29 protein-coding genes are annotated in these 25,745 nt (G+C 65.6%); 21 read left to right on the forward strand and 8 right to left on the reverse strand.

The window, feature by feature from the left end; genetic code table 11:
- Positions 1-52 precede the first annotated feature (52 nt).
- The 8 genes from bamA to BOS5A_RS06155 all read left to right on the forward strand — a co-directional run bounded on the left by bamA (position 53) and on the right by BOS5A_RS06155 (position 7,827).
- On the forward strand, positions 53-2,815 hold the full coding sequence (bamA, locus tag BOS5A_RS06120) for an outer membrane protein assembly factor BamA (RefSeq protein ID WP_151954267.1): 2,763 nt from the start codon (positions 53-55) through the stop codon (positions 2,813-2,815).
- Positions 2,815-3,468, forward strand: coding sequence for an OmpH family outer membrane protein (locus tag BOS5A_RS06125; RefSeq protein ID WP_151954268.1), 654 nt, complete (start codon positions 2,815-2,817; stop codon positions 3,466-3,468). The genes bamA and BOS5A_RS06125 overlap by 1 nt, the downstream gene beginning before the upstream one ends.
- Positions 3,465-3,944 (forward strand): 3-hydroxyacyl-ACP dehydratase FabZ, encoded by a 480-nt coding sequence (gene fabZ / locus BOS5A_RS06130; protein ID WP_267903814.1) that lies wholly within the window; start codon positions 3,465-3,467, stop codon positions 3,942-3,944. The genes BOS5A_RS06125 and fabZ overlap by 4 nt, the downstream gene beginning before the upstream one ends.
- 94 nt (positions 3,945-4,038) lie before the next feature.
- Positions 4,039-4,269 (forward strand): 50S ribosomal protein L31, encoded by a 231-nt coding sequence (gene rpmE / locus BOS5A_RS06135; protein WP_151954269.1) that lies wholly within the window; start codon positions 4,039-4,041, stop codon positions 4,267-4,269.
- A 523-nt stretch (positions 4,270-4,792) separates the two neighbouring features.
- Positions 4,793-6,043 (forward strand): lipoprotein-releasing ABC transporter permease subunit, encoded by a 1,251-nt coding sequence (locus BOS5A_RS06140; RefSeq protein ID WP_151954270.1) that lies wholly within the window; start codon positions 4,793-4,795, stop codon positions 6,041-6,043.
- A complete protein-coding gene (locus BOS5A_RS06145; protein WP_151954271.1) occupies positions 6,036-6,761 on the forward strand; it encodes an ABC transporter ATP-binding protein in 726 nt (241 codons plus the stop codon). Before BOS5A_RS06140 ends, BOS5A_RS06145 begins: the two co-directional genes overlap by 8 nt.
- Positions 6,758-7,351 (forward strand): GNAT family N-acetyltransferase, encoded by a 594-nt coding sequence (locus BOS5A_RS06150; RefSeq protein WP_151954272.1) that lies wholly within the window; start codon positions 6,758-6,760, stop codon positions 7,349-7,351. The genes BOS5A_RS06145 and BOS5A_RS06150 overlap by 4 nt, the downstream gene beginning before the upstream one ends.
- Positions 7,348-7,827 (forward strand): glutathione peroxidase, encoded by a 480-nt coding sequence (locus BOS5A_RS06155; protein ID WP_151954273.1) that lies wholly within the window; start codon positions 7,348-7,350, stop codon positions 7,825-7,827. Before BOS5A_RS06150 ends, BOS5A_RS06155 begins: the two co-directional genes overlap by 4 nt.
- A gap of 22 nt (positions 7,828-7,849) precedes the next feature.
- Here the strand turns inward: BOS5A_RS06155 and bfr are convergent, their stop codons facing one another.
- From bfr to BOS5A_RS06190, 7 genes are all read right to left on the reverse strand, one after another.
- Positions 7,850-8,338, reverse strand: a complete 489-nt coding sequence (bfr, locus tag BOS5A_RS06160; RefSeq protein WP_151954274.1) for a bacterioferritin — start codon at positions 8,336-8,338, stop codon at positions 7,850-7,852.
- Between the two features lie 33 nt (positions 8,339-8,371).
- Positions 8,372-8,542, reverse strand: a complete 171-nt coding sequence (locus BOS5A_RS06165; protein WP_151954275.1) for a (2Fe-2S)-binding protein — start codon at positions 8,540-8,542, stop codon at positions 8,372-8,374.
- A gap of 56 nt (positions 8,543-8,598) precedes the next feature.
- A complete protein-coding gene (locus BOS5A_RS06170; RefSeq protein WP_151954276.1) occupies positions 8,599-9,834 on the reverse strand; it encodes a DUF418 domain-containing protein in 1,236 nt (411 codons plus the stop codon).
- A gap of 25 nt (positions 9,835-9,859) precedes the next feature.
- Entirely contained in the window at positions 9,860-10,339 is a 480-nt protein-coding gene (locus tag BOS5A_RS06175) for a hypothetical protein (protein ID WP_151954277.1), read from the reverse strand.
- A 207-nt stretch (positions 10,340-10,546) separates the two neighbouring features.
- Entirely contained in the window at positions 10,547-11,095 is a 549-nt protein-coding gene (gene rpsI, locus BOS5A_RS06180) for a 30S ribosomal protein S9 (RefSeq protein ID WP_151954278.1), read from the reverse strand.
- A 3-nt stretch (positions 11,096-11,098) separates the two neighbouring features.
- Positions 11,099-11,578 (reverse strand): 50S ribosomal protein L13, encoded by a 480-nt coding sequence (rplM, locus tag BOS5A_RS06185; RefSeq protein ID WP_151954279.1) that lies wholly within the window; start codon positions 11,576-11,578, stop codon positions 11,099-11,101.
- 116 nt (positions 11,579-11,694) lie between these two features.
- Positions 11,695-12,747, reverse strand: a complete 1,053-nt coding sequence (locus BOS5A_RS06190; RefSeq protein WP_151954544.1) for a COX15/CtaA family protein — start codon at positions 12,745-12,747, stop codon at positions 11,695-11,697.
- 187 nt (positions 12,748-12,934) lie between these two features.
- Between BOS5A_RS06190 and BOS5A_RS06195 the strand changes: the two genes are divergently transcribed.
- From BOS5A_RS06195 to BOS5A_RS06225, 7 genes are all read left to right on the forward strand, one after another.
- Complete coding sequence (locus tag BOS5A_RS06195; RefSeq protein ID WP_442800502.1) at positions 12,935-15,133, forward strand: S9 family peptidase; 2,199 nt, start codon at positions 12,935-12,937, stop codon at positions 15,131-15,133.
- A 209-nt stretch (positions 15,134-15,342) separates the two neighbouring features.
- Positions 15,343-16,371: an aspartate-semialdehyde dehydrogenase gene (locus tag BOS5A_RS06200; RefSeq protein ID WP_151954281.1), complete on the forward strand. Its 1,029-nt coding sequence runs from the start codon at positions 15,343-15,345 to the stop codon at positions 16,369-16,371.
- Between the two features lies 1 nt (position 16,372).
- Complete coding sequence (locus tag BOS5A_RS06205) at positions 16,373-16,813, forward strand: GFA family protein (RefSeq protein ID WP_151954282.1); 441 nt, start codon at positions 16,373-16,375, stop codon at positions 16,811-16,813.
- Between the two features lie 79 nt (positions 16,814-16,892).
- Positions 16,893-17,612 (forward strand): CoA transferase subunit A, encoded by a 720-nt coding sequence (locus BOS5A_RS06210; protein ID WP_151954283.1) that lies wholly within the window; start codon positions 16,893-16,895, stop codon positions 17,610-17,612.
- On the forward strand, positions 17,609-18,685 hold the full coding sequence (locus BOS5A_RS06215) for an HAD family acid phosphatase (protein ID WP_234419224.1): 1,077 nt from the start codon (positions 17,609-17,611) through the stop codon (positions 18,683-18,685). Before BOS5A_RS06210 ends, BOS5A_RS06215 begins: the two co-directional genes overlap by 4 nt.
- A 13-nt stretch (positions 18,686-18,698) precedes the next feature.
- Positions 18,699-19,334 (forward strand): CoA transferase subunit B, encoded by a 636-nt coding sequence (locus tag BOS5A_RS06220; protein WP_151954284.1) that lies wholly within the window; start codon positions 18,699-18,701, stop codon positions 19,332-19,334.
- On the forward strand, positions 19,334-20,245 hold the full coding sequence (locus BOS5A_RS06225; RefSeq protein ID WP_151954285.1) for an alpha/beta hydrolase: 912 nt from the start codon (positions 19,334-19,336) through the stop codon (positions 20,243-20,245). Before BOS5A_RS06220 ends, BOS5A_RS06225 begins: the two co-directional genes overlap by 1 nt.
- Here the strand turns inward: BOS5A_RS06225 and BOS5A_RS06230 are convergent.
- Positions 20,190-21,431: an MFS transporter gene (locus tag BOS5A_RS06230; protein WP_151954286.1), complete on the reverse strand. Its 1,242-nt coding sequence runs from the start codon at positions 21,429-21,431 to the stop codon at positions 20,190-20,192. The genes BOS5A_RS06225 and BOS5A_RS06230 overlap by 56 nt on opposite strands.
- A 149-nt stretch (positions 21,432-21,580) precedes the next feature.
- On the opposite strand from BOS5A_RS06230, the gene leuC reads away from it, so the two are divergent.
- The 6 genes from leuC (at position 21,581) to grxD (ending at position 25,743) form a co-directional block, all read left to right on the forward strand.
- A complete protein-coding gene (gene leuC, locus BOS5A_RS06235; protein WP_151954287.1) occupies positions 21,581-23,011 on the forward strand; it encodes a 3-isopropylmalate dehydratase large subunit in 1,431 nt (476 codons plus the stop codon).
- Positions 23,012-23,159: 148 nt separating this feature from the next.
- Positions 23,160-23,789 carry a 3-isopropylmalate dehydratase small subunit gene (leuD, locus tag BOS5A_RS06240; protein WP_151954288.1) on the forward strand — a complete coding sequence of 210 codons (630 nt, stop codon included), beginning with the start codon at positions 23,160-23,162 and terminating at the stop codon, positions 23,787-23,789.
- Positions 23,752-24,753 carry an NADPH:quinone oxidoreductase family protein gene (locus tag BOS5A_RS06245; RefSeq protein ID WP_199857232.1) on the forward strand — a complete coding sequence of 334 codons (1,002 nt, stop codon included), beginning with the start codon at positions 23,752-23,754 and terminating at the stop codon, positions 24,751-24,753. Before leuD ends, BOS5A_RS06245 begins: the two co-directional genes overlap by 38 nt.
- Positions 24,754-24,823: 70 nt before the next feature.
- Positions 24,824-25,147 (forward strand): DUF1476 domain-containing protein, encoded by a 324-nt coding sequence (locus BOS5A_RS06250; protein ID WP_151954289.1) that lies wholly within the window; start codon positions 24,824-24,826, stop codon positions 25,145-25,147.
- A 6-nt stretch (positions 25,148-25,153) separates the two neighbouring features.
- A complete protein-coding gene (locus BOS5A_RS06255; RefSeq protein ID WP_151954290.1) occupies positions 25,154-25,387 on the forward strand; it encodes a BolA/IbaG family iron-sulfur metabolism protein in 234 nt (77 codons plus the stop codon).
- A gap of 29 nt (positions 25,388-25,416) precedes the next feature.
- On the forward strand, positions 25,417-25,743 hold the full coding sequence (grxD, locus tag BOS5A_RS06260) for a Grx4 family monothiol glutaredoxin (RefSeq protein WP_151954291.1): 327 nt from the start codon (positions 25,417-25,419) through the stop codon (positions 25,741-25,743).
- The last annotated feature ends 2 nt before the right edge of the window (positions 25,744-25,745 follow it).

Below are 25,745 nucleotides of genomic sequence, written 5' to 3' on the forward strand. Positions count from 1 at the left end.
GGCAGGGCAAGCGCCCGCGACACCTTTCCGGTGCGCGGGTTCGGTTTTCGGGATGGTTCGGGTGACGGCTTTGAACGCTAAGACTTACGGCACGCGCGCAGCGGCGGCGCTACTGGGCTGCACGATGCTGGCCGGGCTGCCGCTATCGGCCGCCGCGCAAACCGCTTCACCTGCCACACCCAACGCGCCGGCCGCGGCGCAGGTTCCGGCCGCTGCGGTGCCGACGCAGCGCGTGATCAAGACGCTGCGCGTCGAAGGCTCGCAGCGGATCGAGCCCGAGACGGTGCTGTCCTATACGAAGCTGCGTGTCGGGCAGGCCTATACCAACGAGACGCTCGACCAGGCGGTCAAGGATCTCTACGCGAGCGAGCTGTTCGCCGACGTCCAGATCGCTGGTGTCGAAAGCGGCGACATCGTCCTGCGGGTGCGCGAGAACCCGATCATCAACCGCGTGATCTTCGAGGGCAACAAGCGCCTGAAAGAAGACAAGATCACCAAGGAAATCAAGCTCAAGCCGCGCCAGATCTTCACCCGCACCGCGGTGCGCGAGGACGTCGCGCGGATCATCGAGCTGTATCGCCGTCAGGGCCGCTTCGCAGCCTCGGTCGATCCCAAGATGGTCGCGCTCGACCAGAACCGCGTCGATGTGGTGTTCGAGATCGCGGAAGGGCCGAAATCCAAGGTCCAGCAGATCAACATCATCGGCAACGAGGTGTTCTCCGACGACAAGCTGCGCGGGCAGATGGCGACGAAGCAGGCGCGCTTCTTCCGCCTGCTTTCATCGAACACGTCCTACGATCAGGACCGCCTGGCCTACGATCAGCAGAAGCTGCGGCAATTCTACCTGACCGAAGGCTATGCCGATTTCCGCGTCACTTCAGCCGTCGCCGAGCTGACCCCGGACAAGAAGGACTTCATCATCACCTATGTGGTGGAAGAAGGCCCGCGCTACAAATTCGGCGACGTGACCGTGGACAGCGATATCCGCGATTTCGACAACAAGAAGCTCGCCGCCTCGCTCGGCATCAAGAAGGGCGACTGGTATAACGCAAAGCTCGTCGAGGACACCATCGACAGCCTGAGCCAGACCGCGGGCCTGTTCGGATACGCCTTCACCGAGGTGAACCCCGAATACCAGCGCGACCGCGAAACGCTGACGATGGGGATCAACTTCCACATCGCGCAGGCGCAGCGCAGCTATATCGAGCGGATCGACGTCGCCGGTAATACCCAGACGCAGGACAAGGTGATCCGCCGCGAGATCCGTCTGGCGGAGGGTGATGCGTTCAACAGCTTCCAGGTGAAGCGCTCGCAGGACCGCATCAACAGCCTCGGCTATTTCCAGGACAAGTTCGAGATCAAGCAGACGCCGGGTTCGTCGCCCGACCGCGTCATCCTTGATGCGACTGTCGAGGAAAAGCCGAGCGGCCAGCTTCAGCTTTCGGCCGGCTATTCGAGCCTCGAGCGGCTGATCCTGCAGGCGAGCATCACCCAGAGCAACTTCCGCGGCAAGGGCCAGGAAGCGCGCTTCTCGGTCAACTATTCCAGTTATTCGAAGTCGGTCGAACTCGGCTTTACGGAGCCGTATCTGTTCGATCGCAACGTCGCGGTCGGTGTCGATGTGTTCCGCCGCGACTACAACGCGTTCAACTATATCGGCAACGAACGCCAGACCAACTACAGCCAGGTTTCCACGGGCTTCCAGGTGCGTGCAGGCGTGCCGCTGACCGAATACTGGTCGCTGTCGGCGCGGTATGGCCTGTCCTATGACGAGGTCAGCCTTGCCGACTATCTGCTGACCAACGGCACGTGCGATCCCTTGAGCGTCGGGCGCTATCTCTGCGAGGCGCTGGGCAACCGCCTGACGTCGTCGGTCGGCTATTCGCTGATCTACGACAGCCTCAATTCGCGCCTGCGCCCGACGGCGGGGCAGCGGCTGTCGTTCAGCCAGGACTTTGCCGGGCTGGGCGGCGATGTGCGCTACATCCGCACCCGCTTCGAAGGCGCAAAATATTGGGGCGTCGGCGGCGGCTTCGTCCTGTCGGCCAAGGGTGAAGGCGGTTACATCAAGTCGCTCGAGGGCAGCCGCGGCCCGGGCATCGACAAGGTCCGCATCACCGATCGCTTCTACCTGGGCGAGCCGCAATTCGCGGGCTTCGACATTCGCGGCGTCGGCCCGCGCGTGCAGCGCCTGTTCTACACGACGGACGCGAACGGCAGGCAGGTGCTGAACACCGACCGCGACCAGATCGTCGACGATGCACTGGGCGGCAACGCCTATTATCTCGGCCGTCTGGAACTCGAAATCCCGCTCGGCTCCGGCGCGCGAGAGCTCGGTCTGCGGCCATCGGTCTACATCCAGGCGGGCAGCCTGTTCAGCATCACGCGGCCGCTACCGACGGTCGAAACCTGCTCGGCGACGGTCACGACGCGCTGCTTCCCGACCTCGACCGATGCGAACGGCAATGTCACCGTGCTGCCGCTGTTCACGCCTACGGTCAACAGTGCGGGCCAGGCGCTCTATAGCTACGCGCTGGCGGACGGGACGATCAACACCACGACCTGCGCGGCGGGTTTGCCGGACCCGAGCGGCGCGTGTAATGGCACGACCGCCAACACCGCGCTCGGCACCACGACGCAGCCGTTCCAGGAACGCTTCCTCGGCAACTCGGCGCGTCCGCGCCTGTCGATCGGCTTCGGCGTGAACTGGAACTCGCCGTTCGGGCCGCTGCGTATCGATATCGCCAAGGCGCTGCTCAGCCAGCCCGGAGATGACACCAAACTCGTGACTTTCAACGTAGGGACTCAATTCTGATGAAGAGCTTCAAGACCCTCGCGCTCGCCTTCGCGGTCGCGTCGCCCATCGCGCTTGTCGCCGGCACCGCCGTCGCGCAGGTTTCGGGTATCGCGATCGCCGATCCGGACGCCGCGATCGCCAACTCCAAGGCCTGGACCACCGCCCGCGGCCAGATCCAGACGACCTACAAGACGCAGATCGATCAGGCGGAAGCCCGCCGCAACGCGATCGCGGCGGAGCTGAACCCGCTCGTTCAGGCGTATCAGACGGCGGCCAGCCAGCCGAACGCCAACCAGGCGACGCTGCGCACCCAGGCGCAGACGATCCAGACCAGGGAGCAGGCCGGGCAGGCCGAGCTGCAGCGTCTGACAGCGCCCGCGAGCCGTGCGCAGGCCTATGCGATCGAGCAGATCCGCGCGAAGCTTCCCGACGCGGTCAGCGCGGCGGTGCGGGCCAAGAACGTCCAGCTGCTGCTGAGCCCGCAGGCCGCGCTCTTCGCCCAGCCAACGGCCGACATCACCGCGGCCGTCACGGCCGAGCTCGACCGCACGGTGCCGTCGGTCAGCACCGCGGTGCCCGCCAACTGGCAGCCCGGCCAGCAGGGCCAGGCGGCGGCCGCTCCGGCCGCGACCGCGCCGGCGACTCCGTCGAAGAAGCAGTCGGGCCGTTGACCGAAGCGGCGGAGGGAAGGGGCGCGATCGGCCCGCTCGATATCGGGCGGGTGATGGCGGCGCTTCCCCACCGCTACCCGATGCTGCTGGTCGATCGTGTCGAGGAGTTGATCCCCGACACGTCGATCGCGGCGATCAAGGCGGTGACGATCAACGAAGGTTTCTTCCAGGGACATTTCCCCGGTCGTCCGATCATGCCGGGCGTGCTGATCGTCGAGGCGATGGCGCAGGCGGCAGGGATCCTTGCGGTCGAAAGCCTCGGCCTCGCCGGGTCCGGCAAGCTCGTCTATTTCATGGCGATCGACGGGGCGAAGTTCCGCAAGCCGGTCGAGCCGGGTGTGCTGCTCCGGCTCGAGGTCGCATTCGTCCAGAAGCGGGCGAGCGTCTGCAAGTTTGCGGGCCGCGCGCTGATCGACGGGCAGCTGGCCGCAGAGGCGAACTTCACCGCGATGATCGCAGACCCGCCAACGGCGTGATCTAAGCCGAATATTGCCAATCGGGACGCGTCCGTGTAGGGGCGCGCCTTCCTTTCAGGCTGGTCGGAACCAGCCACACCCAGGAGCAATTCCCGTGAAGACCGATATCCACCCCGACTATCACATGATCAAGGTGCAGATGACCGACGGCACCGTGTACGAAACCCGCTCCACCTGGGGCAAGGAAGGCGACACGATGACGCTCGAAATCGACCCGCTGGCGCATCCGGCATGGACCGGCGGCCGCGGCACGATGCTCGACACCGGTGGTCAGGTCGCGCGCTTCAACAAGCGCTTCGGTGGCGGTCTCACGCTGCGCAAGTAACGCGGGCGTCGGGGTTTCCCGATCGGAACACAAATGGGCGTCGCACCGAACGGGTGCGGCGCCCTTTGTGTTTGGGGCGCTACATCATCGCCGTTAGGACCTCGGTTGCCGACAGAGGGAAAAGCTGTTCCTTCCGTTCGTGTCGAGCGAGGTAGAGACACCTGCCGCAGCGGCGGGCTGGTCCCTCGACTTCGCTCGGGATGGAACGGCTTGTCGTGAACGGGCTGAGCCTTGCAGCCTAAAAACACAAACGCCCGGGCCGTTTCCGACCCGGGCGCCTGCGTGACGATCGCTCGTCAGCCCCCTTGATGTGCTTCCGCCCGCACGCTCTTTTCGAGCGGGGCTGGAAGCTCCCCGAACCACGGCCGTTGCCTGTGTCTCAGCAAAGTCGTGCTAGGAAGTGTGACCCCAAAAGTCGATGGAAATGACGGCGGCGTCATGCGATTGCGGCAACCCTGTGGCGATTGCGCAACATGGGTGCGGCACGTTGCAAGCGGCGGCGGGCTTCCCTAGAGGCTGAGCCATGATTCTGTCGCGCTATGAACGGATGATCGCGCGGCGCTATCTCCTGCCGGGCAAGGGTGAACGCTTCATCGTGCTGGTGGCCGGGTTCAGCCTGGGCGCGGTGATGCTGGGCGTCGCGGCGCTCGTCATTGTCATGAGCGTCATGAACGGCTTTCGCGCCGAGCTGTTCGACAAGATCGTCGGGCTGAACGGGCATGCCGTGGTGCAGGGCGTCGGCGGACAGATTCCGGATTGGCGCCGCGTGGTAGCACAGGCGAAGGCGACGCCGGGGATCACGAGTGCGATCCCGCTCGTCGAGCAGCCGCTGATGTCGTCCTATAACGGCCGGGTCGAGGCGGTGATGGTGCGCGGCATGCGCGTGGAGGACATCCGTTCGAACAGCGCGATCAAGTCGAAGATTCTCGCCGGGTCGCTCGCCAGCCTGACCCCCGGCAGCAGCCGGATCGCGATCGGTGCGCGGCTGGCCGAGGCGCTGGGCGCAAGCGTCGGTTCCGAAATCTCGCTCATCAGCCCACAAGGGCAGACGACGCCCTTCGGCACCGTCCCGCGGATCGTGACCTATACGGTCGGCGCGATCTTCGAGATTGGTGTCTACGATTATGACAAGGCGTTCGTCATCATGCCGATGCAGGATGCGCAGACGCTGATGCTGATGGGCGACAATGTCGGGATGGTGGAGATCAACACGACCGATCCCGACCGTGTCGGCGAAATCCTGGCGCCGCTGGTGCGCGCGGTCGGGCCCGGCGCGATCCTGTCCGACTGGCGCCAGCAGAACGCCCAGCTCTTCGAGGCGCTGGCGGTCGAGCGCGTCGCGATGTTCACCGTGCTGTGCATCATCATTCTCGTCGCGGCATTCAACATCGCGTCGTCGCTCATCATGCTGGTGCGCGCCAAGACGCGCGACATCGCAATCCTTCGCACGATGGGTGCGACCCGCGGGGCGATGCTGCGTATCTTCATGACGGTCGGCACGACGATCGGTGTGCTCGGGATCATTTCCGGGCTGATCCTCGGGTTCGTCTTCCTGTTTTTCCGTCAGGCCGTGGTGAATTTCGTCCAGTTCGTGACGGGGCAGAATCTGTGGGACCCCTCGATCCGTTACCTGACTGAACTGCCGTCGAAGGCGAACCCGGTAGAGATCATTGCGATCGTCCTTATAACGCTGCTGATGACCTTCCTCGCGACGGTCTATCCGGCGTTCAAGGCGGCGAGCACCGATCCGGTTCAGGTGTTGCGCTATGAGTGATGCTCGCGTGGTGACGCATGGCCGTTCCGGCTTTGCCGAACCCACCGGCGCCGCAGTTCTGGAAACCCGCGGGCTGGCGCGCAGCTTCACCCAGGGTGGCGAGACGATCCACGTCCTGCGCGGGGTGGACCTATCGGTCGCGCCGGGCGAGATCGTCGCGCTGCTCGGGCCTTCGGGGTCGGGCAAATCGACGCTGTTGCAGGCGGTCGGGCTGCTCGAAGGCGGGTTCGAGGGATCGATCCGGATCGCGGGCGAGGAGGCGGCCCAGCTCGACGCGCACGGCCGCACTCGCGTGCGCCGCGATCAGCTCGGTTTCGTCTATCAGTTCCACCACCTGCTGCCCGATTTCAACGCGCTGGAGAATGTCGTGCTGCCCCAGCTCATCCGCGATGTGTCGCGCGAGGATTCGGAAGGACGCGCGGCCGACCTGTTGCGCACGCTGGGGCTGGGCCACCGGCTCACCCACCGTCCCGCGCAGCTTTCGGGCGGCGAGCAGCAGCGTGTTGCCGTGGCGCGCGCGCTCGCCAACCGGCCCGCGCTCGTGCTGGCCGACGAACCGACGGGCAACCTTGATGAGGCGACCGCAGACGTCGTGCTGGCTGAGTTCCTGCGGCTCGTCCGCGAGCAGGGATCGGCGACGCTGATCGCCACGCACAACGAGCGGCTGGCGGCGAAGATGGACCGCGTGGTGCGGCTCCACGAGGGTCATCTGCAATGAGCCTGTGGGACGCGGCGCCGACGCTTGCCGGCCGTCACGTCACGCTGCGCCCGCTGGAACGATCGGACCGCACAGCCCTTCTGGCGGCGTTCGACGCGGGGCTGGACGATGTGTTCGCGACCTTCATCCCGCGCGAAGCCACGATCGACGGCTGGTATGACCGGCTCGATAGCGAGGCGGCGGCAGGACGGGTTCGCGCGTTCACCGTCCTCGATGCGGACGGCAATGTCGCGGGAACCACGCGCTTCCTGCGGATGAACGCAGCGCACCGGCGGGTCGAGATCGGCGGGACCGTCTATGACAGACGCGTCCAGCGAACGGGGCTGAACACCGAGGCGAAACGCCTGCTTCTCGCCTACGCGTTCGACATGCTTGGTGCGGTCTGTGTGCAACTGCGCACCGATTTCCTCAATCACCGCTCGCGCGCCGCGATCGAACGGCTCGGCGCACGGATGGACGGAATCCTGCGCGGGCATATGCTGATGGACGGACATCGGCGCGACACGGTCGTCTACAGTATCCTTGATACGGAATGGCCGGGGGTGCGTCGCAACCTGGATTCGATGCTGGCGAGAGGGGCGGAGCGATGAACGCGATCACCGATTTCGAAGTCAAGGCGGCGGACGGCGGGCCAGCCTCGCTCGATACCTGGCGCGGCAAGGTGCTGCTGATCGTCAACACTGCCTCCAAATGCGGCTTCACTCCGCAATATGAGGGGCTGGAAGACCTTCACCGGGACCTAGGCCCGCGCGGGTTCGAGGTGCTGGCCTTTCCCTGCAACCAGTTCGGCGGGCAGGAACCGGGCGACGCGGCGGAAATCGCGAACTTCTGTTCGCTGACCTATGACGTGACCTTTCCGGTCTTTGCGAAGATCGACGTCAACGGCCCCGCCGCCGACCCGCTGTTCGAGCGGTTGAAGGCCGACGCGCCGGGGCTGCTCGGGTCGAAAGCGATCAAATGGAACTTCACCAAGTTCCTGATCGATCGCGAGGGGCAGGTGGTACGGCGCTACGCCCCGACGACGAAGCCCGAGGATATCGTCAAGGATATCGAGGCGTTGCTGTAGACGACCGAGCGGCCAAGCGCCGTCAGTCGCCCGCGTCCTTTTCCGAGGCAGAGTTGAGCTGGACGTAATTCTGGATGCCCATCCGGTCGATCATCTCGAACTGACGCTCCAGCGTATCGACATGCTCCTCCTCGCTGGCGAGGATCTTTGCGAACAGATCGCGGCTGACATAGTCGCGCACCGACTCGCAGTGGGCGACCGCGCCCTTTAGCTGCGCGACCGCCTCGACCTCGAGTGCAAGGTCGGCTTTCAGCACTTCCTCGACCGATTCGCCGATGCGCAGCCGGCCGAGCATCTGGAAATTGGGGAGCCCATCGAGGAAGAGGATGCGCTCCGCCAGCAGATCGGCGTGCTTCATCTCGTCGATCGATTCGCCATATTCGAACTGGGCCAGCTTCTTGACGCCCCAGTGATCGAGCATGCGAAAATGCAGGAAATACTGGTTGATCGCGGTCAGTTCGTTCTTCAGCGCCTCGTTCAGCAGCTCGATGACCTGCGCGTCGCCCTGCATGCTCGTCTCCCGATTGCTATAGAAACTGGAAGACTACGCGACCGTGCGCTCTTCGTCGATGATGGCGCGCGCAAAAGGAATGCACTGACCGCATTTCGGCTGCCGGCCGAGCGATCGATAGGCCTGACAGGCGGTTGCGGACCCGTTGCGCGCAGCCTCGCGGACCTGCTGTTCCCGGATCGCATTACACACGCAGACGACCATATCGCTCCCTCGCTGACGGGAGTTGAATAGCAGCTATTGAAAGTCACTCGCAAGTCCTAATTGCGAGCTTTTCGCATGGGGACGGCTTCGCGCCGCGCGAGAATGCGCCACACCCACTCGAGCGGACCGTAGCGATGGCCGGCGAGCCAGGGCTGCGACCATGCCAGCATCAGCAGCCAGACGGGCGGCGCGATGAGATACAAGGCAGCGCGAGGGATGGACCCGAACAGGCCAAGCCCCCAACCGGAGAAGATCGCGGTCATGACCAGTGTCGTGCCGAGGTAATTGGTGAAGGCGGTGCGGCCGACCGCGGCTATCCGGTTCGTGAGCCGCCCACCCCGTCGGCAAGCTAGCGCGAGCAATGCGGCATAACCGATCATCAGCACTGTTCGCGGGAGGACAGCAAGCCCGACCGAACCGAGGAATACCCAGCGTTGATCGAAGCCGTGACCGAGCGTTGCGGCGGCGAGCGCGATCGGGATCGGGAGGCCGATCAGCAGGCAGACGACCGCCCAGCGGCGATAGCGGGCGGCGGGCCAATCGCCCGTGAGGAGGCCCGAGCGCAGGCCGGCCATGCCGAGCAGCATCATTCCCAGCGTCTCCGGCCACAATTGCAGCGCGAACGCGATCGGGGTGGGGCTGTGCTGCCAGCGCCACACTGCCGCGGTCCAGAAGCCGCTGCGATTGGCGCCGATCTCTGCGGCGAGCGCCGCGGGGGGCGGCGTGCCGAATCCGTTGGCGATGCCGTTCCAGAGCGTGACCGCTTGCGGCGTATCGCGCGCGCCGCTCGCAAACACGCGTAGCGCCGCCTGTATGTCACCGAGGAATTGCCAGACGAGAAGCGCCAGTCCCGTGAAAACGAGCCAGCGCGTCGGCAGCCGCACGAACAGAAAAGCGAGCGCGCCGACGATCGCATAATGCGCGAGGATGTCCCCCCACCAGAAGAGATAGAGGTGCGCGCAGCCTATGACGAACAGCACCGCCATCCGTGAGAGGTGGATGTCGGCGGGATTCTCGCCTGTGGCACGCGCGCGCTCGATCACCAGCAGCGCCGATGCCCCGAACAACATCGTGAAAAGTCCGCGCAGCTTGCCCTCGACGAGAAGGAAGGTCGCGGCCCATGCGGCAATGTCCGCCGGAGCGCGGCCACCCCAGGCGGCGGGGGAGAAATAGGCGGCCTCGGGCAAGGCGAAGGCAGGGAGGTTGGCGAGGAGGATGCCCATCACCGCGACGCCGCGGATAAAGTCGAGCGTGACGATGCGGGCGTTACCGGACTCCGACGCGCAGGTCATGCAACCACGCGCGATTGGGTGCCGATCACGTCGCCCGCGTTGGTATGGCGGGATGCACTTTGGAAATTGATACCAGATGCGCGAGCCATAGCATCGCGGGCATTCCCTGTCGCATCTGCAACCCGTCGCTGCGCCCGTCGGCGATGGCATGGCGCAGGGGGGCGGCAAGCTGACGGCGGCGGAGATCCGCCAGTGCCTCGGTCGCCTCGCGCTCGCCGATCGCAAAGGCATTGGTCGAGAAGCTGACGAAGCCGGTTTGGATGAGATTTGCGGTCGTGGCGTCGTCGCGGTGCTCGGGCGGCAAATCGCTCAAAAGCGCATCGAAGGCGCCGAAGACATAGCCGCGAGAATAGGCGTCAGTCCAAAGCTGGCGTGCCGCAAGTTGCAGATGGTCGGTCGCGAACAGCAGCTGTGCGGCAAGATGCGCGCGCACCCGGCGCCCGTCCGCCTGAATTGCCGCGATCCGTGCCCGCGATTCCGTGCGCTTTCTGCCGAACCCCAGCACTCGCCTGCTCCCCAGTCTTCCTTCAATGCCTGACATTGGCGCCGGTCGCCCGCAATATGAAAAAGGGCGGCCCGTTGCGGGACCGCCCGATCGCATTTCGTACGGTGCGCCGTCACGGAGTAATCCGTGACGTCGAACGAGGCGACTTCGCCGCCCCGTCGGCCGGCGAGAGTGAGTCTCGGGATTGCCGCGCAATCCTGGACACACTCAGCGCTTGGAGAACTGGAAGCTGCGGCGGGCCTTTGCCCGGCCGTACTTCTTGCGCTCCACCGTGCGGCTGTCGCGGGTCAGGAAGCCTGCCGCCTTCACCGGCGCGCGCAGCACCGGCTCGTAGCGGGTGATCGCCTGGCTGATGCCGTGCTTCACCGCGCCGGCCTGACCCGACAGACCACCGCCCTTGACGGTGCAGATCACGTCATACTGACCCTCGCGCTCGGTGATGCCGAACACCTGGTTGATGACGAGGCGCAGCGTCGGGCGTGCGAAATACACTTCCTGGTCGCGGCCGTTGACCGTGATCTTGCCGGTGCCGGGCTTCAGCCAGACGCGGGCGACCGCATCCTTGCGGCGACCGGTGGCGTAAGCGCGACCCTGCTTGTCGAGGATCTGCTCGCGCAGCGGTGTGAACGCTTGCTGCTGGACGGGTGCCTGCTGCGCGGCATCATCGCCACCGGCAGAACCGGAGACGGCTTTCGAGGCTGGGGCTTCCGACGTCAGGTTCGCGAGATCGGAAAGCGACTGGCGGTTGTCTGTCATGTGTTACGCGCCCACCTTGTTCTTGCGGTTCATGCCCGCGATATCGAGGACTTCGGGGTTCTGGGCTTCGTGCGGATGCTCGGTGCCGGCGAAGATGCGCAGGTTGCGCATCTGCTGACGACCCAGCGGCCCGCGCGGGATCATCCGCTCGACGGCCTTTTCCAGCACGCGCTCGGGAAAGCGACCTTCGAGCATCTTGCCTGCGGTCACGCCCTTGATGCCGCCGGCATAGCCGGTGTGGCGGTAATAGACCTTGCCCTGCAGCTTGTTGCCGGTGAAGCGCACCTTGTCGGCGTTGATGACGATGACATTGTCACCGCAATCGACGTGCGGGGTGAAGCTGGTCTTGTGCTTGCCGCGCAGCACGTTCGCGATGATCGTCGCCGCACGACCGACCACCAGGCCTTCGGCATCGACGATGTGCCACTTCTTCTCCACCTCGTGCGGCTTGGCCGCCTTGGTGGTCTTCATGAGAGCCTTCATGGCTGTTCGACCTTTATGAAAACGCCAAGCGCCGCCTACGAGGGGCGACGCGATGGAGGCGCCAATGCTGGAGGCGCGTCAGAATGTCAAGCGAACCGCGGCTTTGCTGACGGGTATTATAATACCGCAGGGTGTTTGGCTTGCCCGATGGTATGTGCCGCGGTGACCGCCGCGATCAGCAGAAGGGCCGCGTTCGCCTGATGCGCGACTGCGATCTCGATCGCGACCCCCGACAGCAACGTCGCGATGCCGAGCGCGATCTGGAGGACGACGAGACCGATCACCACGCCGGCGACCCTCGACGTTCCGGCGCGACGCGCACAGATCGCGAGCCACACGAGTGCGCCTGCCACTGCGAAGGCGAGCCAGCGGTGAATGAACTGGACGGCGATCGGATTGTCGACGGCATTGCGCCATTCGGGCGTCATCATCGGCACGCCGGCCGGAAAGACCGCATCGCCCATGAGCGGCCAGCTGGCAAACGCATAGCCAGCGTCGAGCCCGGCGGTGAAGGCGCCATACATCAGCTGCGCGAAGAGAAGCCCGAGCGCCGCGATTGCGACCGGTTGCAGTCTTGCGGGGCGGGCTAGCGGATTGGCCGCGAGGCGGAGCAGGTCGAGCGCGGTCCAGACGATGCCGGAGAGAATGAACAGCGCGGTGAGGAGGTGGACCGCGAGGCGGACATGGCTGACGTCGGTGCGCACCGACAGGCCCGAGGCGACCATCCACCAGCCGATCGCGCCCTGCAGTCCGCCGAGCGCGAGAAGCGCGGTCAGGCGCCAGCCATAGCCTTTGGGAATGCGCTTGCGGACCGCGAACCCAATCAGGGGCAGGGCGAAGGCAAGGCCGATGACCCGGCCGAGCAGGCGGTGAACATATTCCCAGAAGAAGATCGCCTTGAACCCAGCGAGCGTCATGTCGGCGTTGAACGCTTTGTATTCGGGGATGCGCTGGTAGTTGGCGAATTCGGCCTGCCACTGCGATTGCGTCAGCGGCGGAATGATGCCGCTGATCGGCTTCCATTGCGTGATCGAAAGCCCGGACTCGGTGAGCCGTGTGATCCCGCCGACGACGACCATCGCGACGATGAGCGCCGCCACCAGGAACAGCCAGCGGGCGATTGCGCGCGGGCGCGCGGTCGAGGCGAAGGCCGGGCTCGTCATCAGCATGGTCGCGGCGTTACTCCACTCGCCGATCAAGGCCAAGCGTGGGCTTTACGCGGCCGTTCGCGCTCGCGATAACGCGCGCCGTATAACGGTGCGGCCGACCGGCCGAGTTGCCGATCAACGGAGATACGGGATGCGCGCATGGGTGGTGGGACTGGCTTTGGCGTCAGCGTCGGTGGGAAGCATGGCGATGGCCGCTGACAAGACGCCCGCAAAGGCCGCGCAGGCCCCGGCGGGCGTGCTGACTCTCGACCGCGTCTTCGGCAGCCCGGACCTGTCGGGCACGCAGCCGCGTGCGCTGCGGCTTTCCCCGGATGGCACCCTGCTGACCTCGCTTCGCCCGCGCGCCGACGAGAAGGAGCGCTTCGACCTGTGGGCGCGCGACACGCGCACCGGCGCCGAGAGGATGCTCGTCGATTCGAAGAAGGTCGGTAGCGGGGCGGAGTTGACCGAGGCGGAGAAGATGCAACGCGAGCGTGCGCGCATCGCGGGGTCGAAGGGAATCGTCGCCTATGACTGGGCGCCCGACGGCAAGTCGATCCTCGTCCCGCTCGATGGCGACCTCTATCTCGCATCGCTGACCGGCGCGGTGCAACGGCTGACGAATACGCCGGGCGGCGAACTCAACCCCGTCATCAGCCCGGCGGGCGGATTCGTCAGCTTCGTGCGTGACCAGAATCTGTGGGTCCAGCCACTGGCCGGCGGCGCGGCGCGCGCGGTGACGAACGGGGGCGGGGGCACCGTCCATTTCGGCGAGGCCGAGTTCGTCGCGCAGGAGGAAATGGACAGGCGCACCGGTTACTGGTGGTCGCCGAACGATCGGATGGTCGCCGTCGAGCGCTTCGACGAGGCGCCGGTGCACGTCTTCACGCGGGCCGCGATCGGCGCGTCGGGTACGAAGACGTTCGAGCAGCGCTATCCGGCGGCGGGAACGCCCAACGTGCTCGTCGATCTCTATGTCATGCGGCCCGACGGGACCGGGCAGGTCAAGGTCGACCTGGGCAAGGATCCCGACATCTATCTGGCGCGCGTCGACTGGTTGCCGGATGGCTCGGCGCTGATCGTCCAGCGCCAGTCGCGCGATCAACGGACGCTCGACGTTCTGAAGGTCGATCCTGCAACCGGCAAGAGCCAGGTGCTCTTCACCGAAAAGGCGGGCGCGAAGAGCTGGCTGAATCTTTCCGATGCGTATCACTGGATGAAGGACGGTAGCCTCATCTGGCGCTCCGAACGCGATGGCTTCGGACACATCTACCGCTGGAACAAGGGCAAGTGGACGCAGCTGACCAAAGGCCCCTGGGTCGTCACCGATCTCGTTGGCGTCGATGAAGCGAAGGGGCGGCTCTATGTTTCGGGCAACAAGGACGACGTGCTGGAGCAGCAACTCTACGCGGTCGACATCGCGAAGCCCGGCGTCGCGACGCGACTGACCGAGCGCGGCTGGTGGAATGGCGCGACCATGGACGGGGCGGCGAGCCGGATCATCGTCTCGCGCTCCAATCCGAAGCAGCCGGGGCAGGTGTATCTCGCGGACACCAGCGGCAAGCGGCTGGAATGGATCAACGAGAACGCGGTGGTCCCGGGGCACCCTTATTATCCATATCTTGCCAGCCATCAGGAAACGAAGTTCGGGACGCTGAAAGCGGCGGACGGATCGACACTCTATTGGGAGATGGTCACGCCGAAGATGGAGGCGGGAAAGCGCTATCCGGTGTTCTTCGAACATTATGGCGGCCCCGGCACCGGCCAGCAGGTGACGCGCGGGTGGCAGGGGGTGCTGCCGCAATATCTCGTCAGCCAAGGCTGGGTCTATTTCAAGATCGACAATCGCGGGTCGTATAATCGCGGCAAGGCGTTCGAGGACCAGATCTGGCACGCGATGGGCACCGTCGAGGTCGCCGATCAGCTGGCGGGCGCCAACTATCTGAAGTCGCTGCCGTTCGTCGATCCGGCGAAGATCGCGACCTATGGCTGGTCCTATGGCGGCTATATGTCGCTGAAGATGCTGGAGAAGACGCCGGGGGTATATGCGGCAGCGGTTTCGGGCGCGCCGGTGACCGACTGGCAGCTTTACGACACGCATTATACCGAGCGGTATCTGGGCGATCCGGCGAAGGACCCGAAGAGCTATGCGTCGTCGACCGCCTGGGCGGAGGCGAGCAAGATCAAGGACCCGCTGCTGATCGTCCACGGCATGTCTGACGACAACGTCTTCCTCGACAACTCGCTGAAGGCGGTGGCCGAGATGCAGAAGACCGACACGCCGTTCGAGATGATGTTCTACCCCGGCTATACCCACCGCGTGGGCGGGCCGGGGATCAGCCAGCACCTGTGGGGGACCATTCTGGAGTTTCTGGATCGTGAGGTGAAGAACAAGCCGGCGAAATAGTCAGCCCTTACACAAGTTGCCCAATGTGCTCCCGCGAAGGCGGGAGCCCAGTCTGGATCCCCGCCTTCGCGGGGATACATTCAGAGGCATAGGGCGCAGTAGATAACCCGACTTGTTCCTTGGACCACCGTGTTGCAAGAGCCGCGACGACGGTGCTTGTCCCGCGGTGGATGCCGGAACAAGTTCGGCATGACGGTTGGAGGCATATGATGGGTTACCGGGTCGTGGTCGCAGGCGCGACGGGCAATGTCGGGCGCGAGATGGTCAACATCCTCGCCGAGCGCGAGTTTCCCGCCGACGAGATCGCGCTGCTCGCCTCATCGCGCAGCCAGGGCGACGAGATCGAATATGGCGATACGGGCCGGATGCTGAAGGTCCAGAATATCGAGCATTTCGACCCCGCCGGCTGGGACATCGCGCTGTTCGCGATCGGCTCCGAAGCGACGAAGGTCTATGCGCCGAAATTCGCTGCGGCCGGCTGCACGGTGATCGACAATTCGTCGCTCTACCGGATGGACCCGGATGTGCCGCTGATCGTGCCGGAGGTGAACCCCGACGCGATCGACGGCTACCGCGCCAAGAATATCATCGCGAACCCCAATTGCTCGACCGCGCAGATGGTCGTCGCGCTGAAGCCGCTGCACGATGCCGCAACGATCAGGCGGGTCGTCGTCGCGACCTATCAGTCGGTGTCGGGCGCGGGGAAGCAGGGGATGGACGAGCTGTTCGAGCAGAGCCGCAACATCTTCGTCGGCGACCCCGCGACCCCGCAGAAGTTCACCAAGCAGATCGCGTTCAACGTCATTCCCCACATCGACAGCTTCCTCGACGACGGATCGACCAAGGAAGAGTGGAAGATGGTCGTGGAGACCAAGAAGATCATGGGCGCGAAGATCAAGGTCACCGCGACGTGCGTGCGCGTGCCGGTGTTCGTCGGGCATAGCGAAGCGATCAACATCGAGTTCGAGGACGAGATCAGCGCCGCGAGGGCCAAGAGCATCCTGCGCGAGGCACCGGGGATCATGCTCGTCGACGCCCATGAGGACGGCGGCTACGTGACCCCGATCGAATGCGTCGGCGAGTTCGCGACCTATGTCAGCCGCGTGCGCGAGGACCCGACCGTCGATAACGGCCTGTCGCTGTGGTGCGTGAGCGACAATCTGCGCAAAGGCGCTGCGCTGAACGCGGTGCAGATCGCGGAACTGCTGGGACGGCGGTATCTGAAGAAGGCGGCTTGAGGTGACTGTCGCGGGCGGATGCCGGTGCGGTGCGGTCCGCTACGAACTGGCGGTCGATGCCCTGCCGCCGGTCTATGCCTGCCACTGCCACCAGTGCCAGCGCTGGACGGGAAGCGCCTTCAGCCTCCAAGCGCTCGTGCCGGAGCAGGCATTGTCGATCAGCGGTCCTGTAGAAGTCTACGAGAAGACGACGGACGACCGCACCTCGACCCAGCGGATTTGCGGCACCTGCCGTTCGCGCCTCTACAACACGAACACCCGTCGGCCCGGTGTTGCCGTTGTCCGGGCCGGAACACTCGATGATTCCGAGCGTCTGGATTGTCGCGCGCACATCTACATCGCCTATAAACAGGACTGGGTGATCCTGCCCGATGGCATCCCGACATTTGAAGAGGCGGCGCCGGCGGCCGAATTCCTGACCATCCTGACGCGCTCCTGGTGAACCTGAATACCTATTCAACTTGGGTTGACCAGCCCCGTCGCGGCGTCCTAAGCGCGCGAGCGATCAGGAGAGATTTGCCATGCAGAAGCTGTATCCCAACGCCGCGGCCGCGCTCGACGGGTTGCTTTTCGATGGGATGACGATCTGCGCAGGCGGATTCGGGCTTTGCGGCATTCCCGAGCGGCTGATCGACGCGATCCGCGATGCCGGAACGAAGCAGTTGACGATCGCGAGCAACAACGCCGGGATCGACGGCGAGGGCCTCGGCAAGCTGCTGCGCACGCGACAGGTAAAGAAGATGATCTCCAGCTATGTCGGCGAGAACAAGGAGTTCGAGCGGCAGTATCTGGCGGGCGAACTCGAGGTCGAGTTCTGTCCGCAGGGAACCCTGGCCGAGCGCTGCCGCGCCGGCGGCGCGGGAATCCCGGGCTTTTACACCAGGACCGGGGTCGGCACGCAGGTGGCCGAGGGCAAGGAGGTCAAATCCTTCGACGGCGAGGACTATATCCTCGAACGCGGCATCCGCGCCGATCTGGCGATCATCAAGGGCTGGAAGGCGGATGAGAGCGGCAATCTGATTTTCCGCAAGACGGCGCGCAACTTCAACCAGCCGATGGCGACCGCGGGCAAGGTCTGTGTCGCCGAGGTCGAAGAGGTCGTGGCGGTCGGCCGCCTCGATCCCGACTGCATCCATCTGCCGGGCATCTATGTGAAGCGGATGATCGTGGGGGCACCTTACGACAAGAAGATCGAGTTCCGCACCGTGCGCGAGCGAGCGCCCGAACGGGTGGGGGCGTGAGCCGGACCGCGTCGATCGCGCTGCTGCTGGGCGCGGCCTCGCTGACCGGCGGCTGCGTCGCGGCAGCGATTCCCGTCGCGGCGGGCGGGGTCATCGCGAAGAACAAGATCGGCAAGCGGGACCGTGACGCACCGCGCAAGCCGACCCGCGAGGAACGCCGGGCAGCGGCGGCGCTACCGGCACTGGGCGGCACTGCGCAGCCGGGCCAGATTTATCGCGGCAACCTGCCGCCGCCTTCGGGTGTTGCGGCAGCTCCTGCGCCGGCTTCAGCGCGCGGCCCCTCAGTGCCCGCGGGGATGCAGTATCTCTACGGCTCGGGCGAGGCGACGGCGGCGAGCCTGCAGGCCTATCTCGCGCTCAACGACTGGATGGTCGCGAAGGCGACCGCCCGGCGCATCGGCGACAAGGTCGATTCGGTCGTGCTTGCGCCCGGCGCGACGCTCGCCAGCCCGCGTTTCCTGCCGTGCGGGGACAAGCCGCTGGCGGTGGTGCTCGACGTCGACGAAACGTCGCTGCTGAACCTCGGTTACGAGGCCGACGACAGCCAGCGCGGCACGGGATATGATGCGCAGCGCTGGGATGCGTGGGAGAAGACCGGGGGGAACGCCGTAGCGGCGGTGCCGGGCGTCCTGGAAGCCAAGGCCGTCGCGGATTCGGTAGGGGTGACCTTCGTCTACAATTCCAATCGCGCAGCGGCGAATGCCGGGCAGACGGCGGCGACCTTGACCCGCGCCGGCCTTGGCCCCGCTGCGCATGGCAGCACGCTCTGGTTGCAGGGCGATGTAGGCGGCGGCAGCGGCAAGGACGCGCGCCGCGCCGCGATCGCGGACAAATACTGCGTTATCGCGATGGTCGGCGATCAGCTCGGCGATTTCAGCGACCTGTTCAACGCGCCCGGCGAAGGCCCCCAGGCGCGGCGCGCGTTCGCAGCGTCGAAGGCCCTGAAGACGATCTGGGGACATGGCTGGTTCGTCCTGCCCAACCCGGTCTACGGCACCGCGCTGAAGGGCGGGCTCGACGACGTTTTCCCGGCGGACAAGCGTTGGTCCCCGACCGCCGCTGCGACGAAGTAAGAAGGAACGAGATATGGCTTGGGATCGCAACCAGATGGCGGCGCGCGCCGCGAAGGAACTGCGCGACGGCTTTTACGTGAATCTGGGCATCGGCATCCCGACGCTCGTCGCGAACAACATTCCGGACGGCATGACGGTGACGCTGCAGTCGGAGAACGGGATGCTCGGCATCGGGCCGTTTCCCTATGACGACGAGGTCGACCCCGATCTCATCAACGCCGGCAAGCAGACGATCAGCGAGCTGCCGCAATCGGCATATTTCTCCAGCGCCGACAGCTTCGCGATGATCCGCGGCGGGCATATCGACCTGACCGTGCTCGGCGCGATGGAAGTCGCCGAGAATGGAGATATCGCGAACTGGATGATCCCCGGCAAGATGATCAAGGGCATGGGCGGCGCGATGGATCTCGTCGCGGGGGTGAAGAAGATCATCGTCGTGATGGAGCACACGTCCAAGAACGGCGACCCGAAGTTCATCCCGGCCTGCACCCTGCCGCTGACCGGCAAGAATGTGGTCGACATGATCGTGACCGATCTCGCGGTGTTTCAGCGCCCCGATCATGCGAGTCCGTTCCGGCTCATCGAGCTGGCACCCGGGGTGACGGCGGACGAGGTCGCCGCAAAGACGACGGCGCATTACCAGGCCTGATGCGCCAGCTGGCGATCATCGCGGCGGTGATCGCCATTCTGGTCGGCGCGACCGCCTATTCGGCGGGGCCGGGGATGCTGAGTCTCCTCGACGGCCTGATGGGCGGCGGGCGCGGGACGGCGCGGGTCGGGACCGGCATCGCGTTCGGGACGCACGGGCAGAAGCTGGACGTGTGGCGGCCATCGGGCGGGCCGCGCACAAATCTGCCGGTGTTGATCTTCTGGTATGGCGGCGGGTGGGCGCACGGGACGCGGGACGAATATGCGTTCGCGGCGCGGGCCTATGCGAAGAACGGGTTCGTCGTCGTGATGCCCGACTATCGCAAGGTGCCGGAGGTGCGGTTTCCCGCGTTTCTTCAGGACGGCGCGGAAGCGGTAAGGTGGACGCGCGATCATATCGCGGAGTTCGGTGGTGACCGCGACACGCTAGCCGTCGCGGGGCATTCGGCGGGCGCCTATACGGTCGCGATGCTGGCGCTCGACCAGCGCTGGCTGCGTGCCGAGGGCGTCGATCCGGGGATTATCAAGGCAGCGGTCGGGCTGTGCGGGCCGTATGACTTTTACCCCTTCACAGCCAAGCGCGCGATCGATGCGTTTCAGGGCGCGGCCGATCCGGTGACGACGCAGCCCATCCACTTCGCCCGCGCCGACGCGCCGCCGATGCTGCTCGTGTCCGCGGGAAACGACACGCAGGTCAAAGCGCACAACGCGAACAATCTGACCGCACGACTGAAGGCGCTGGGCGCGCCGGTTACGCATATCGACTACCCGGGCCTCAGCCACGAGAATGTCGCGATGGCGCTATCCAAGCCCTTCCGCGGCAAGGCGCCGGTGCTCGCCAACAGCGTCGCGTTCATCAAGGCCGCGCTGGCGCGTGCGCCGTCTCCGGCATCGCAAGCCAATACAAGATAAATGCCGCCGCGCCGATCGCGGCGAGCGTCAGGAACGCCGGCGTGTAGCCAGCCCAGACGATGATCCCGCCCGCCACCGTCGTGCTCAGCGCACCGCCGAGGCCCTGAATCGTCGCCGCCACGCCTTGCGCCGCGTTGAATCGCCCGGTGCCGCGCATGATCGCGGCGATCACCACCGGGAACAGCGCCCCGAAAATGCCCGCGCCGATGCCGTCGAGCAGCTGGACGCCGAGCAGCCAGATCGGCGCGTCCGACAGCGTGTAGAGGATGCCGCGCGCGACGAGCACTGCGAACCCGAACAGCATGATCGGCTTGTGACCCCACGCATCGGCATAGCGCCCGACGACGATCGCGGTCGGCACCATCACCAGTTGCGCGCCGACGATGCACGCAGCGACCAGCGACGTCGCCTGCCCGCTGCCGACGCTCTTCGCGAGCGCCTGGCCGACCGATGGCAGCATCGCGGCGTTGGCGAGGTGGAAGAGGAAGGCGCTGCCTGCGAAGACGGCGAGCGCGGGAGAACGGCGGAGCGTGCCGATAAATGAGGTATCGGCCGCCTTGGCCGCCTCGCCTTCGGGACAACCGCGCGCGACGTCGTGGTCTATCGCGCGCGGATCGATGCGCAGGATCGCGACGATGCTGAGCGCGGCGAGTGCGCCCATCAGCCAGAAGACGACGACCGGCCCGAGTTTCCATGCGAGCAGCCCGGCGAGTGCTGCGGATATGGCGTTGCCGGCATGGTTCCAAGCCTCGTTCCGGCCGACACGCCGGGTAAACATGCGCGGGCCGACGATGCCGAGCGTGATCGCCGCAATGCCCGGCGCGAAGACGGCACCTGCGACCGCGGCGATGGACTGGCTGAGCGTGACCGCGGTGAAGCCGCTGACTGCAGGCAGCGCCACCGAAGCCAGTGTGACGGCGAGCGCTGCTGCAACCAGGAGCGCGCGCTTTGCCCGGATTCGATCGACGAGAACGCCCGCCGGTGTCGTCGCGAGCAACCCCGCGATACCGGCGATCGTCATGACCAGCCCGGCGGTCGCCTCGTTCCAGCCATGGGTCGGCCCGCGCACCGAAACGAGGTAGATGGCCAGATAGGGGCCAAGCCCGTCGCGTACATCGGCCAGAAAGAAGTTCGTCGCGTCGAGCGCGCGCCGGCTGGCCTGGGGGGGTGGGTGCGGCGCGTGCATGATGTGGTTCCATCGAAAGCCTCGCGTCCAACGCCGCTCCGCAACGATGGGTCCGGATCGATTATGATCTATGAGATAGTCCCGGCTGCCCGCGCAATAAACGGAGCGCGTGACTTTGCGTGCGTGAAACAATCCGCTAGGGCGAGCCAATGGCCAGTCGACCGCTCACCCTGTACGAAAAAATCTGGGCCGCTCATGTGGTGGAGCGGCGCGAGGACGGCACCTGCCTGATCTATATCGATCGTCACCTCGTCCATGAAGTGACGAGTCCGCAGGCGTTCGAGGGGCTGCGCGTTGCCGGGCGCAGAGTGCGGCGGCCCAATCTGACGCTGGCGGTGCCCGACCATAATCTGCCGACAACCGCGCGTGTCGATGCAGCGGGGCGCGAGCTGCCGATCGCCGACCGCGAGAGCGCAGCGCAACTGGAGGCACTGCGGCACAACGTTGCCGAATTCGAAGTGCCCTATATCGACGCGCTCGCGGCCGAGCAGGGGATCGTCCATGTCGTCGGGCCGGAGCAGGGTTTTACGCTGCCGGGGACCACTTTGGTCTGCGGCGACAGCCATACATCGGCACACGGCGCGCTTGGGGCGCTCGCCTTCGGAATCGGGACTAGCGAGGTCGAGCATGTGCTCGCAACGCAGACGCTGCTGCTGACCCAGTCGAGGACGATGGAGGTGCGCGTCGACGGCACGCTGGGGTTCGGGGTGAGCCCCAAGGACGTCATTCTCGCGATCATCGGCAAGATCGGCGCGTCGGGCGGCACCGGCTATGTCATCGAATATACCGGCGAGGTCATTCGCAAGATGTCGATCGAGGGGCGGCTGACGGTCGCCAACATGTCGATTGAGGGCGGCGCGCGGGCCGGGCTGATCGCGCCCGATGAGACGACCTTTGCCTATCTGAAAGGCCGCCCGATGGCGCCGAAGGGCGCCGATTGGGACAAGGCGGTCGCGTGGTGGCGCACGCTGCCGAGCGACGCTGGCGCGCGCTACGACCGCACGGTGACGCTGGATGCGAGCGAGATCGCGCCGTCACTCACTTGGGGAACCAGCCCCGAAGACGTCGTGCCGATCACCGGGAGCGTGCCTGATCCGGAGAGTTTCGCCGATCCTGCCAAGCAGGCGGCGGCGCGCAAGTCACTCGACTATATGGGCCTGACGCCGGGGATGCGGATGGAGGATGTGGGTGTGCAACACGTCTTTATCGGCAGTTGCACCAACAGCCGGATCGAGGATCTTCGCGCAGCGGCGCGGGTGGCTGACGGGCGTCATGTGGCGGACGGGGTGCGCGCGCTCGTCGTGCCGGGGTCCGGGCTGGTGAAACGACAGGCCGAAGCGGAAGGGCTGGATCGCATTTTCACCTCGGCAGGGTTCGAGTGGCGCGAGCCAGGGTGCTCGATGTGCCTGGCGATGAATCCGGATAAGGTGCCGCCGGGCGAACGCTGCGCTTCCACCTCGAATCGAAATTTTGTAGGACGGCAGGGACCGGGGGCGCGGACCCACCTGGTTTCGCCCGCAATGGCTGCCGCGGCGGCGGTCACGGGGCGGTTGAGCGATGTCCGCACGTTGATGCGTTAACCATAAAAGGGGTCGGGGCACATGAAGCGGATACTTATCTTGCTGGTGGCAGGATCCATCGTAAGCGGCATCGCCGCCTATGCGGCGATCGCGCGGCCGGCGGAGACCATCGCGCGGCGCTGATGCGCTGCCCATCCAAGGACGACGAATGCAGCCTGCCACCACCGTGTCGGGGCGCGCCTATCCGTGGGGCGCCAAGAATGTCGACACCGACGTCATCATCCCCGCGCACTGGCTGAAGACGATCGCGCGGTCGGGGCTTGGCAAGGGCGCGTTCGAGACGGTGCGAGCGCAGGAGGGCAACATCTTCAACGATCCGCGCTACGCGGGTGCGCCGATCCTGATCGCGGGCGACAATTTCGGTTGCGGATCGAGCCGCGAGCATGCCGCCTGGGCGCTCGCCGATATGGGGGTGAAGGCGGTGATCGCGCCGTCCTTTTCCGACATCTTTTCGGGCAACGCCTTCAAGAACGGCATCGTCGCGGTCGTGCTGCCGCAGGATCAGGTCGACCGGTTGCTGGAGGTCGCGCGTGACCATCCTGTGACGATCGATCTGGAGACGATGACCGTGACGACGCCGTTCCAGGACCGCTTCGTCTTCGAACTCGACGCGTTTCGGCGGCAATGCCTGATGGAAGGGCTGGACGAAGTGGGGCTGACGCTGGCAAGGGATACCGCGATTTCGAATTACGAGGCGATCGCCGACGAGCATCGCCCGTGGATCAGCGGAGGAAGCCGGAATGCGAGCGTTGTTGTCGAAGGCGCCGGGCGGACCTGAAACACTAACCATCGACGAAATGCCCGATCCGGTGGCGGGGGCGGGCGAGGTCGTGGTCGCGGTGAAGGCGTGCGCGATCAACTATCCCGATGTGCTGGTGATCGAGGACAAATACCAGTTCCGCCCGCAGCGGCCTTTCGCGCCGGGCGGGGAGATATCGGGCGTTGTCGAAAGCGTTGGCGAGGGCGTGACGGAGTTTGCACCGGGCGACCGCGTGATGTGCAACACATCGATGAACGGCCTGTCCGAGCGCGTCGTCGTGCGCGAGGCGGCGCTGTACCGCCTGCCCGACGGACGGACGTTCGAGGAAGGCGCGTCGCTATTGCTGACGTATGGCACGACGATCCATGCGTTGATCGATCGCGGGCATCTGAAAGAGGGCGATACGCTGCTGGTGCTCGGCGCGGCCGGCGGCGTTGGTCTGGCGGCGATCGAACTGGGCAAGGCGTTCGGCGCACGCGTCGTCGCCGCGGTATCGTCCGACGAGAAGGCGGCGGCCGCGCGCGAGGCGGGGGCGGACGAAACGATCGTCTATGCCCGTGCGCCCTTCGACAAGGATCAGTCGAAGGCGCTGGCCGAGCAGTTCAAGGCGGCGGCCGGCAAGGAAGGGTATCAGGTCATCTACGATCCCGTCGGCGGCGATTATGCCGAACCGGCGCTGCGGTCGATCGGCTGGGAAGGACGGTATCTCGTCGTCGGCTTCCCGGCCGGCATCCCGAAGCTACCGCTCAACCTGACCTTGCTGAAGAGCTGTGATGTGTGCGGGGTGTTCTGGGGCGCGTTCGCGGCGCGCGATCCGGAAGGAAACCGCGCACATATCGATCACCTTTTCCGGCTCTGGGCGGACGGCAAGATCGCCCCGCGGGTGACCGAGGTGTTTCCGTTCAACCGCGGCGGCGATGCGATCGCCAAGATGGCGGCGCGCGGCGCCATCGGGAAGCTGGTGGTGCGGGTTGCCGATTGATTCCCATTGATCCGTTGCGCGGGGTGACGGTGCGCTCTATCTCGCTGGTGAAACGAACTCTGGAGCGAGCATGACCACCTTCGACGACCGCGAACGCGCCTTTGAGACCAAGTTCGCGCGCGACGAGGAAATGGCCTTTCGCGTCACCGCGCGCCGCAACCGCCTGCTCGGCCAGTGGGCGGCCGGGCTGATGAAGCTGACGCCAGAAGAAGCGGACGCTTATGCGAAGGCGGTCGTCCACGCCGAGTTCGAGGAAGCGGGCGACGAGGACGTGATCCGCAAGCTCGTGGGCGATCTGACCGCGGCCGGTGTCGATATCGACGATGCGCGGGTGCGCGTGGCGCTTGACGAGCAGATGGTCGAGGCGCGCCGTCAGCTCATGCAGTCGGAGTAACCCAAGGTGCCGATGGCTGCCGAGGACATCTCCGACCTGATCCGCGCGGGGATCCCCGATGCGGTGGTCGAAATCACCGATCTGGCCGGTGACGGCGACCATTATGCCGCAAAGGTGACGAGCGCGTCGTTCGCCGGCATGCCGCGCGTGCGCCAGCATCAGGCGGTCTACGCGGCGCTTGGCGGGCGGATGGGCGGCGTTCTCCACGCATTGCAACTGACGACCGTCGTCCCGAAATAGCGGGTTCGCACGACACAGGAATTCTCGACATGACCGACGACGCACAGGCCCGCATCGCAGAGGTGGTGAAAGCCAACCCGGTGGTGTTGTTCATGAAGGGCACGCCGCTGTTTCCGCAGTGCGGCTTTTCGAGCCGCGCGACCGCCATTCTCCAGCATCTGAACGTCGCGTTCGAAAGCGTCGACGTGCTGCAGGATCAGGGCATCCGCCAGGGCATCAAGGCCTATTCGGATTGGCCGACGATCCCGCAACTCTATGTGAACGGGGAGTTCATCGGCGGTTCGGACATCATGATGGAAATGTACGAAAGCGGCGAGCTCGCGCAACTTTTCGAAGGGGCAGACGTCTCCCGCTGAGG

Source organism: Sphingomonas sp. EC-HK361 (assembly GCF_902498785.1).
Taxonomy (GTDB): domain Bacteria; phylum Pseudomonadota; class Alphaproteobacteria; order Sphingomonadales; family Sphingomonadaceae; genus Sphingomonas.

What these genes read in the sequence shown, in the direction of transcription:
- bamA (WP_151954267.1), top strand. Translation starts at nt 53, where the DNA reads ATGGTTCGGGTGACGGCTTTGAACGCTAAGACTTACGGCACGCGCGCA.
- BOS5A_RS06125 (WP_151954268.1), top strand. Translation starts at nt 2,815, where the DNA reads ATGAAGAGCTTCAAGACCCTCGCGCTCGCCTTCGCGGTCGCGTCGCCC.
- BOS5A_RS06140 (WP_151954270.1), top strand. Translation starts at nt 4,793, where the DNA reads ATGATTCTGTCGCGCTATGAACGGATGATCGCGCGGCGCTATCTCCTG.
- BOS5A_RS06145 (WP_151954271.1), top strand. Translation starts at nt 6,036, where the DNA reads ATGAGTGATGCTCGCGTGGTGACGCATGGCCGTTCCGGCTTTGCCGAA.
- BOS5A_RS06150 (WP_151954272.1), top strand. Translation starts at nt 6,758, where the DNA reads ATGAGCCTGTGGGACGCGGCGCCGACGCTTGCCGGCCGTCACGTCACG.
- BOS5A_RS06155 (WP_151954273.1), top strand. Translation starts at nt 7,348, where the DNA reads ATGAACGCGATCACCGATTTCGAAGTCAAGGCGGCGGACGGCGGGCCA.
- bfr (WP_151954274.1), bottom strand. Translation starts at nt 8,338, where the DNA reads ATGCAGGGCGACGCGCAGGTCATCGAGCTGCTGAACGAGGCGCTGAAG.
- BOS5A_RS06165 (WP_151954275.1), bottom strand. Translation starts at nt 8,542, where the DNA reads ATGGTCGTCTGCGTGTGTAATGCGATCCGGGAACAGCAGGTCCGCGAG.
- BOS5A_RS06170 (WP_151954276.1), bottom strand. Translation starts at nt 9,834, where the DNA reads ATGACCTGCGCGTCGGAGTCCGGTAACGCCCGCATCGTCACGCTCGAC.
- rpsI (WP_151954278.1), bottom strand. Translation starts at nt 11,095, where the DNA reads ATGACAGACAACCGCCAGTCGCTTTCCGATCTCGCGAACCTGACGTCG.
- rplM (WP_151954279.1), bottom strand. Translation starts at nt 11,578, where the DNA reads ATGAAGGCTCTCATGAAGACCACCAAGGCGGCCAAGCCGCACGAGGTG.
- BOS5A_RS06190 (WP_151954544.1), bottom strand. Translation starts at nt 12,747, where the DNA reads ATGCTGATGACGAGCCCGGCCTTCGCCTCGACCGCGCGCCCGCGCGCA.
- BOS5A_RS06195 (WP_442800502.1), top strand. Translation starts at nt 12,935, where the DNA reads ATGGCCGCTGACAAGACGCCCGCAAAGGCCGCGCAGGCCCCGGCGGGC.
- BOS5A_RS06200 (WP_151954281.1), top strand. Translation starts at nt 15,343, where the DNA reads ATGGGTTACCGGGTCGTGGTCGCAGGCGCGACGGGCAATGTCGGGCGC.
- BOS5A_RS06210 (WP_151954283.1), top strand. Translation starts at nt 16,893, where the DNA reads ATGCAGAAGCTGTATCCCAACGCCGCGGCCGCGCTCGACGGGTTGCTT.
- BOS5A_RS06220 (WP_151954284.1), top strand. Translation starts at nt 18,699, where the DNA reads ATGGCTTGGGATCGCAACCAGATGGCGGCGCGCGCCGCGAAGGAACTG.
- BOS5A_RS06225 (WP_151954285.1), top strand. Translation starts at nt 19,334, where the DNA reads ATGCGCCAGCTGGCGATCATCGCGGCGGTGATCGCCATTCTGGTCGGC.
- BOS5A_RS06230 (WP_151954286.1), bottom strand. Translation starts at nt 21,431, where the DNA reads ATGCACGCGCCGCACCCACCCCCCCAGGCCAGCCGGCGCGCGCTCGAC.
- leuC (WP_151954287.1), top strand. Translation starts at nt 21,581, where the DNA reads ATGGCCAGTCGACCGCTCACCCTGTACGAAAAAATCTGGGCCGCTCAT.
- leuD (WP_151954288.1), top strand. Translation starts at nt 23,160, where the DNA reads ATGCAGCCTGCCACCACCGTGTCGGGGCGCGCCTATCCGTGGGGCGCC.
- BOS5A_RS06245 (WP_199857232.1), top strand. Translation starts at nt 23,752, where the DNA reads ATGCGAGCGTTGTTGTCGAAGGCGCCGGGCGGACCTGAAACACTAACC.
- BOS5A_RS06250 (WP_151954289.1), top strand. Translation starts at nt 24,824, where the DNA reads ATGACCACCTTCGACGACCGCGAACGCGCCTTTGAGACCAAGTTCGCG.
- grxD (WP_151954291.1), top strand. Translation starts at nt 25,417, where the DNA reads ATGACCGACGACGCACAGGCCCGCATCGCAGAGGTGGTGAAAGCCAAC.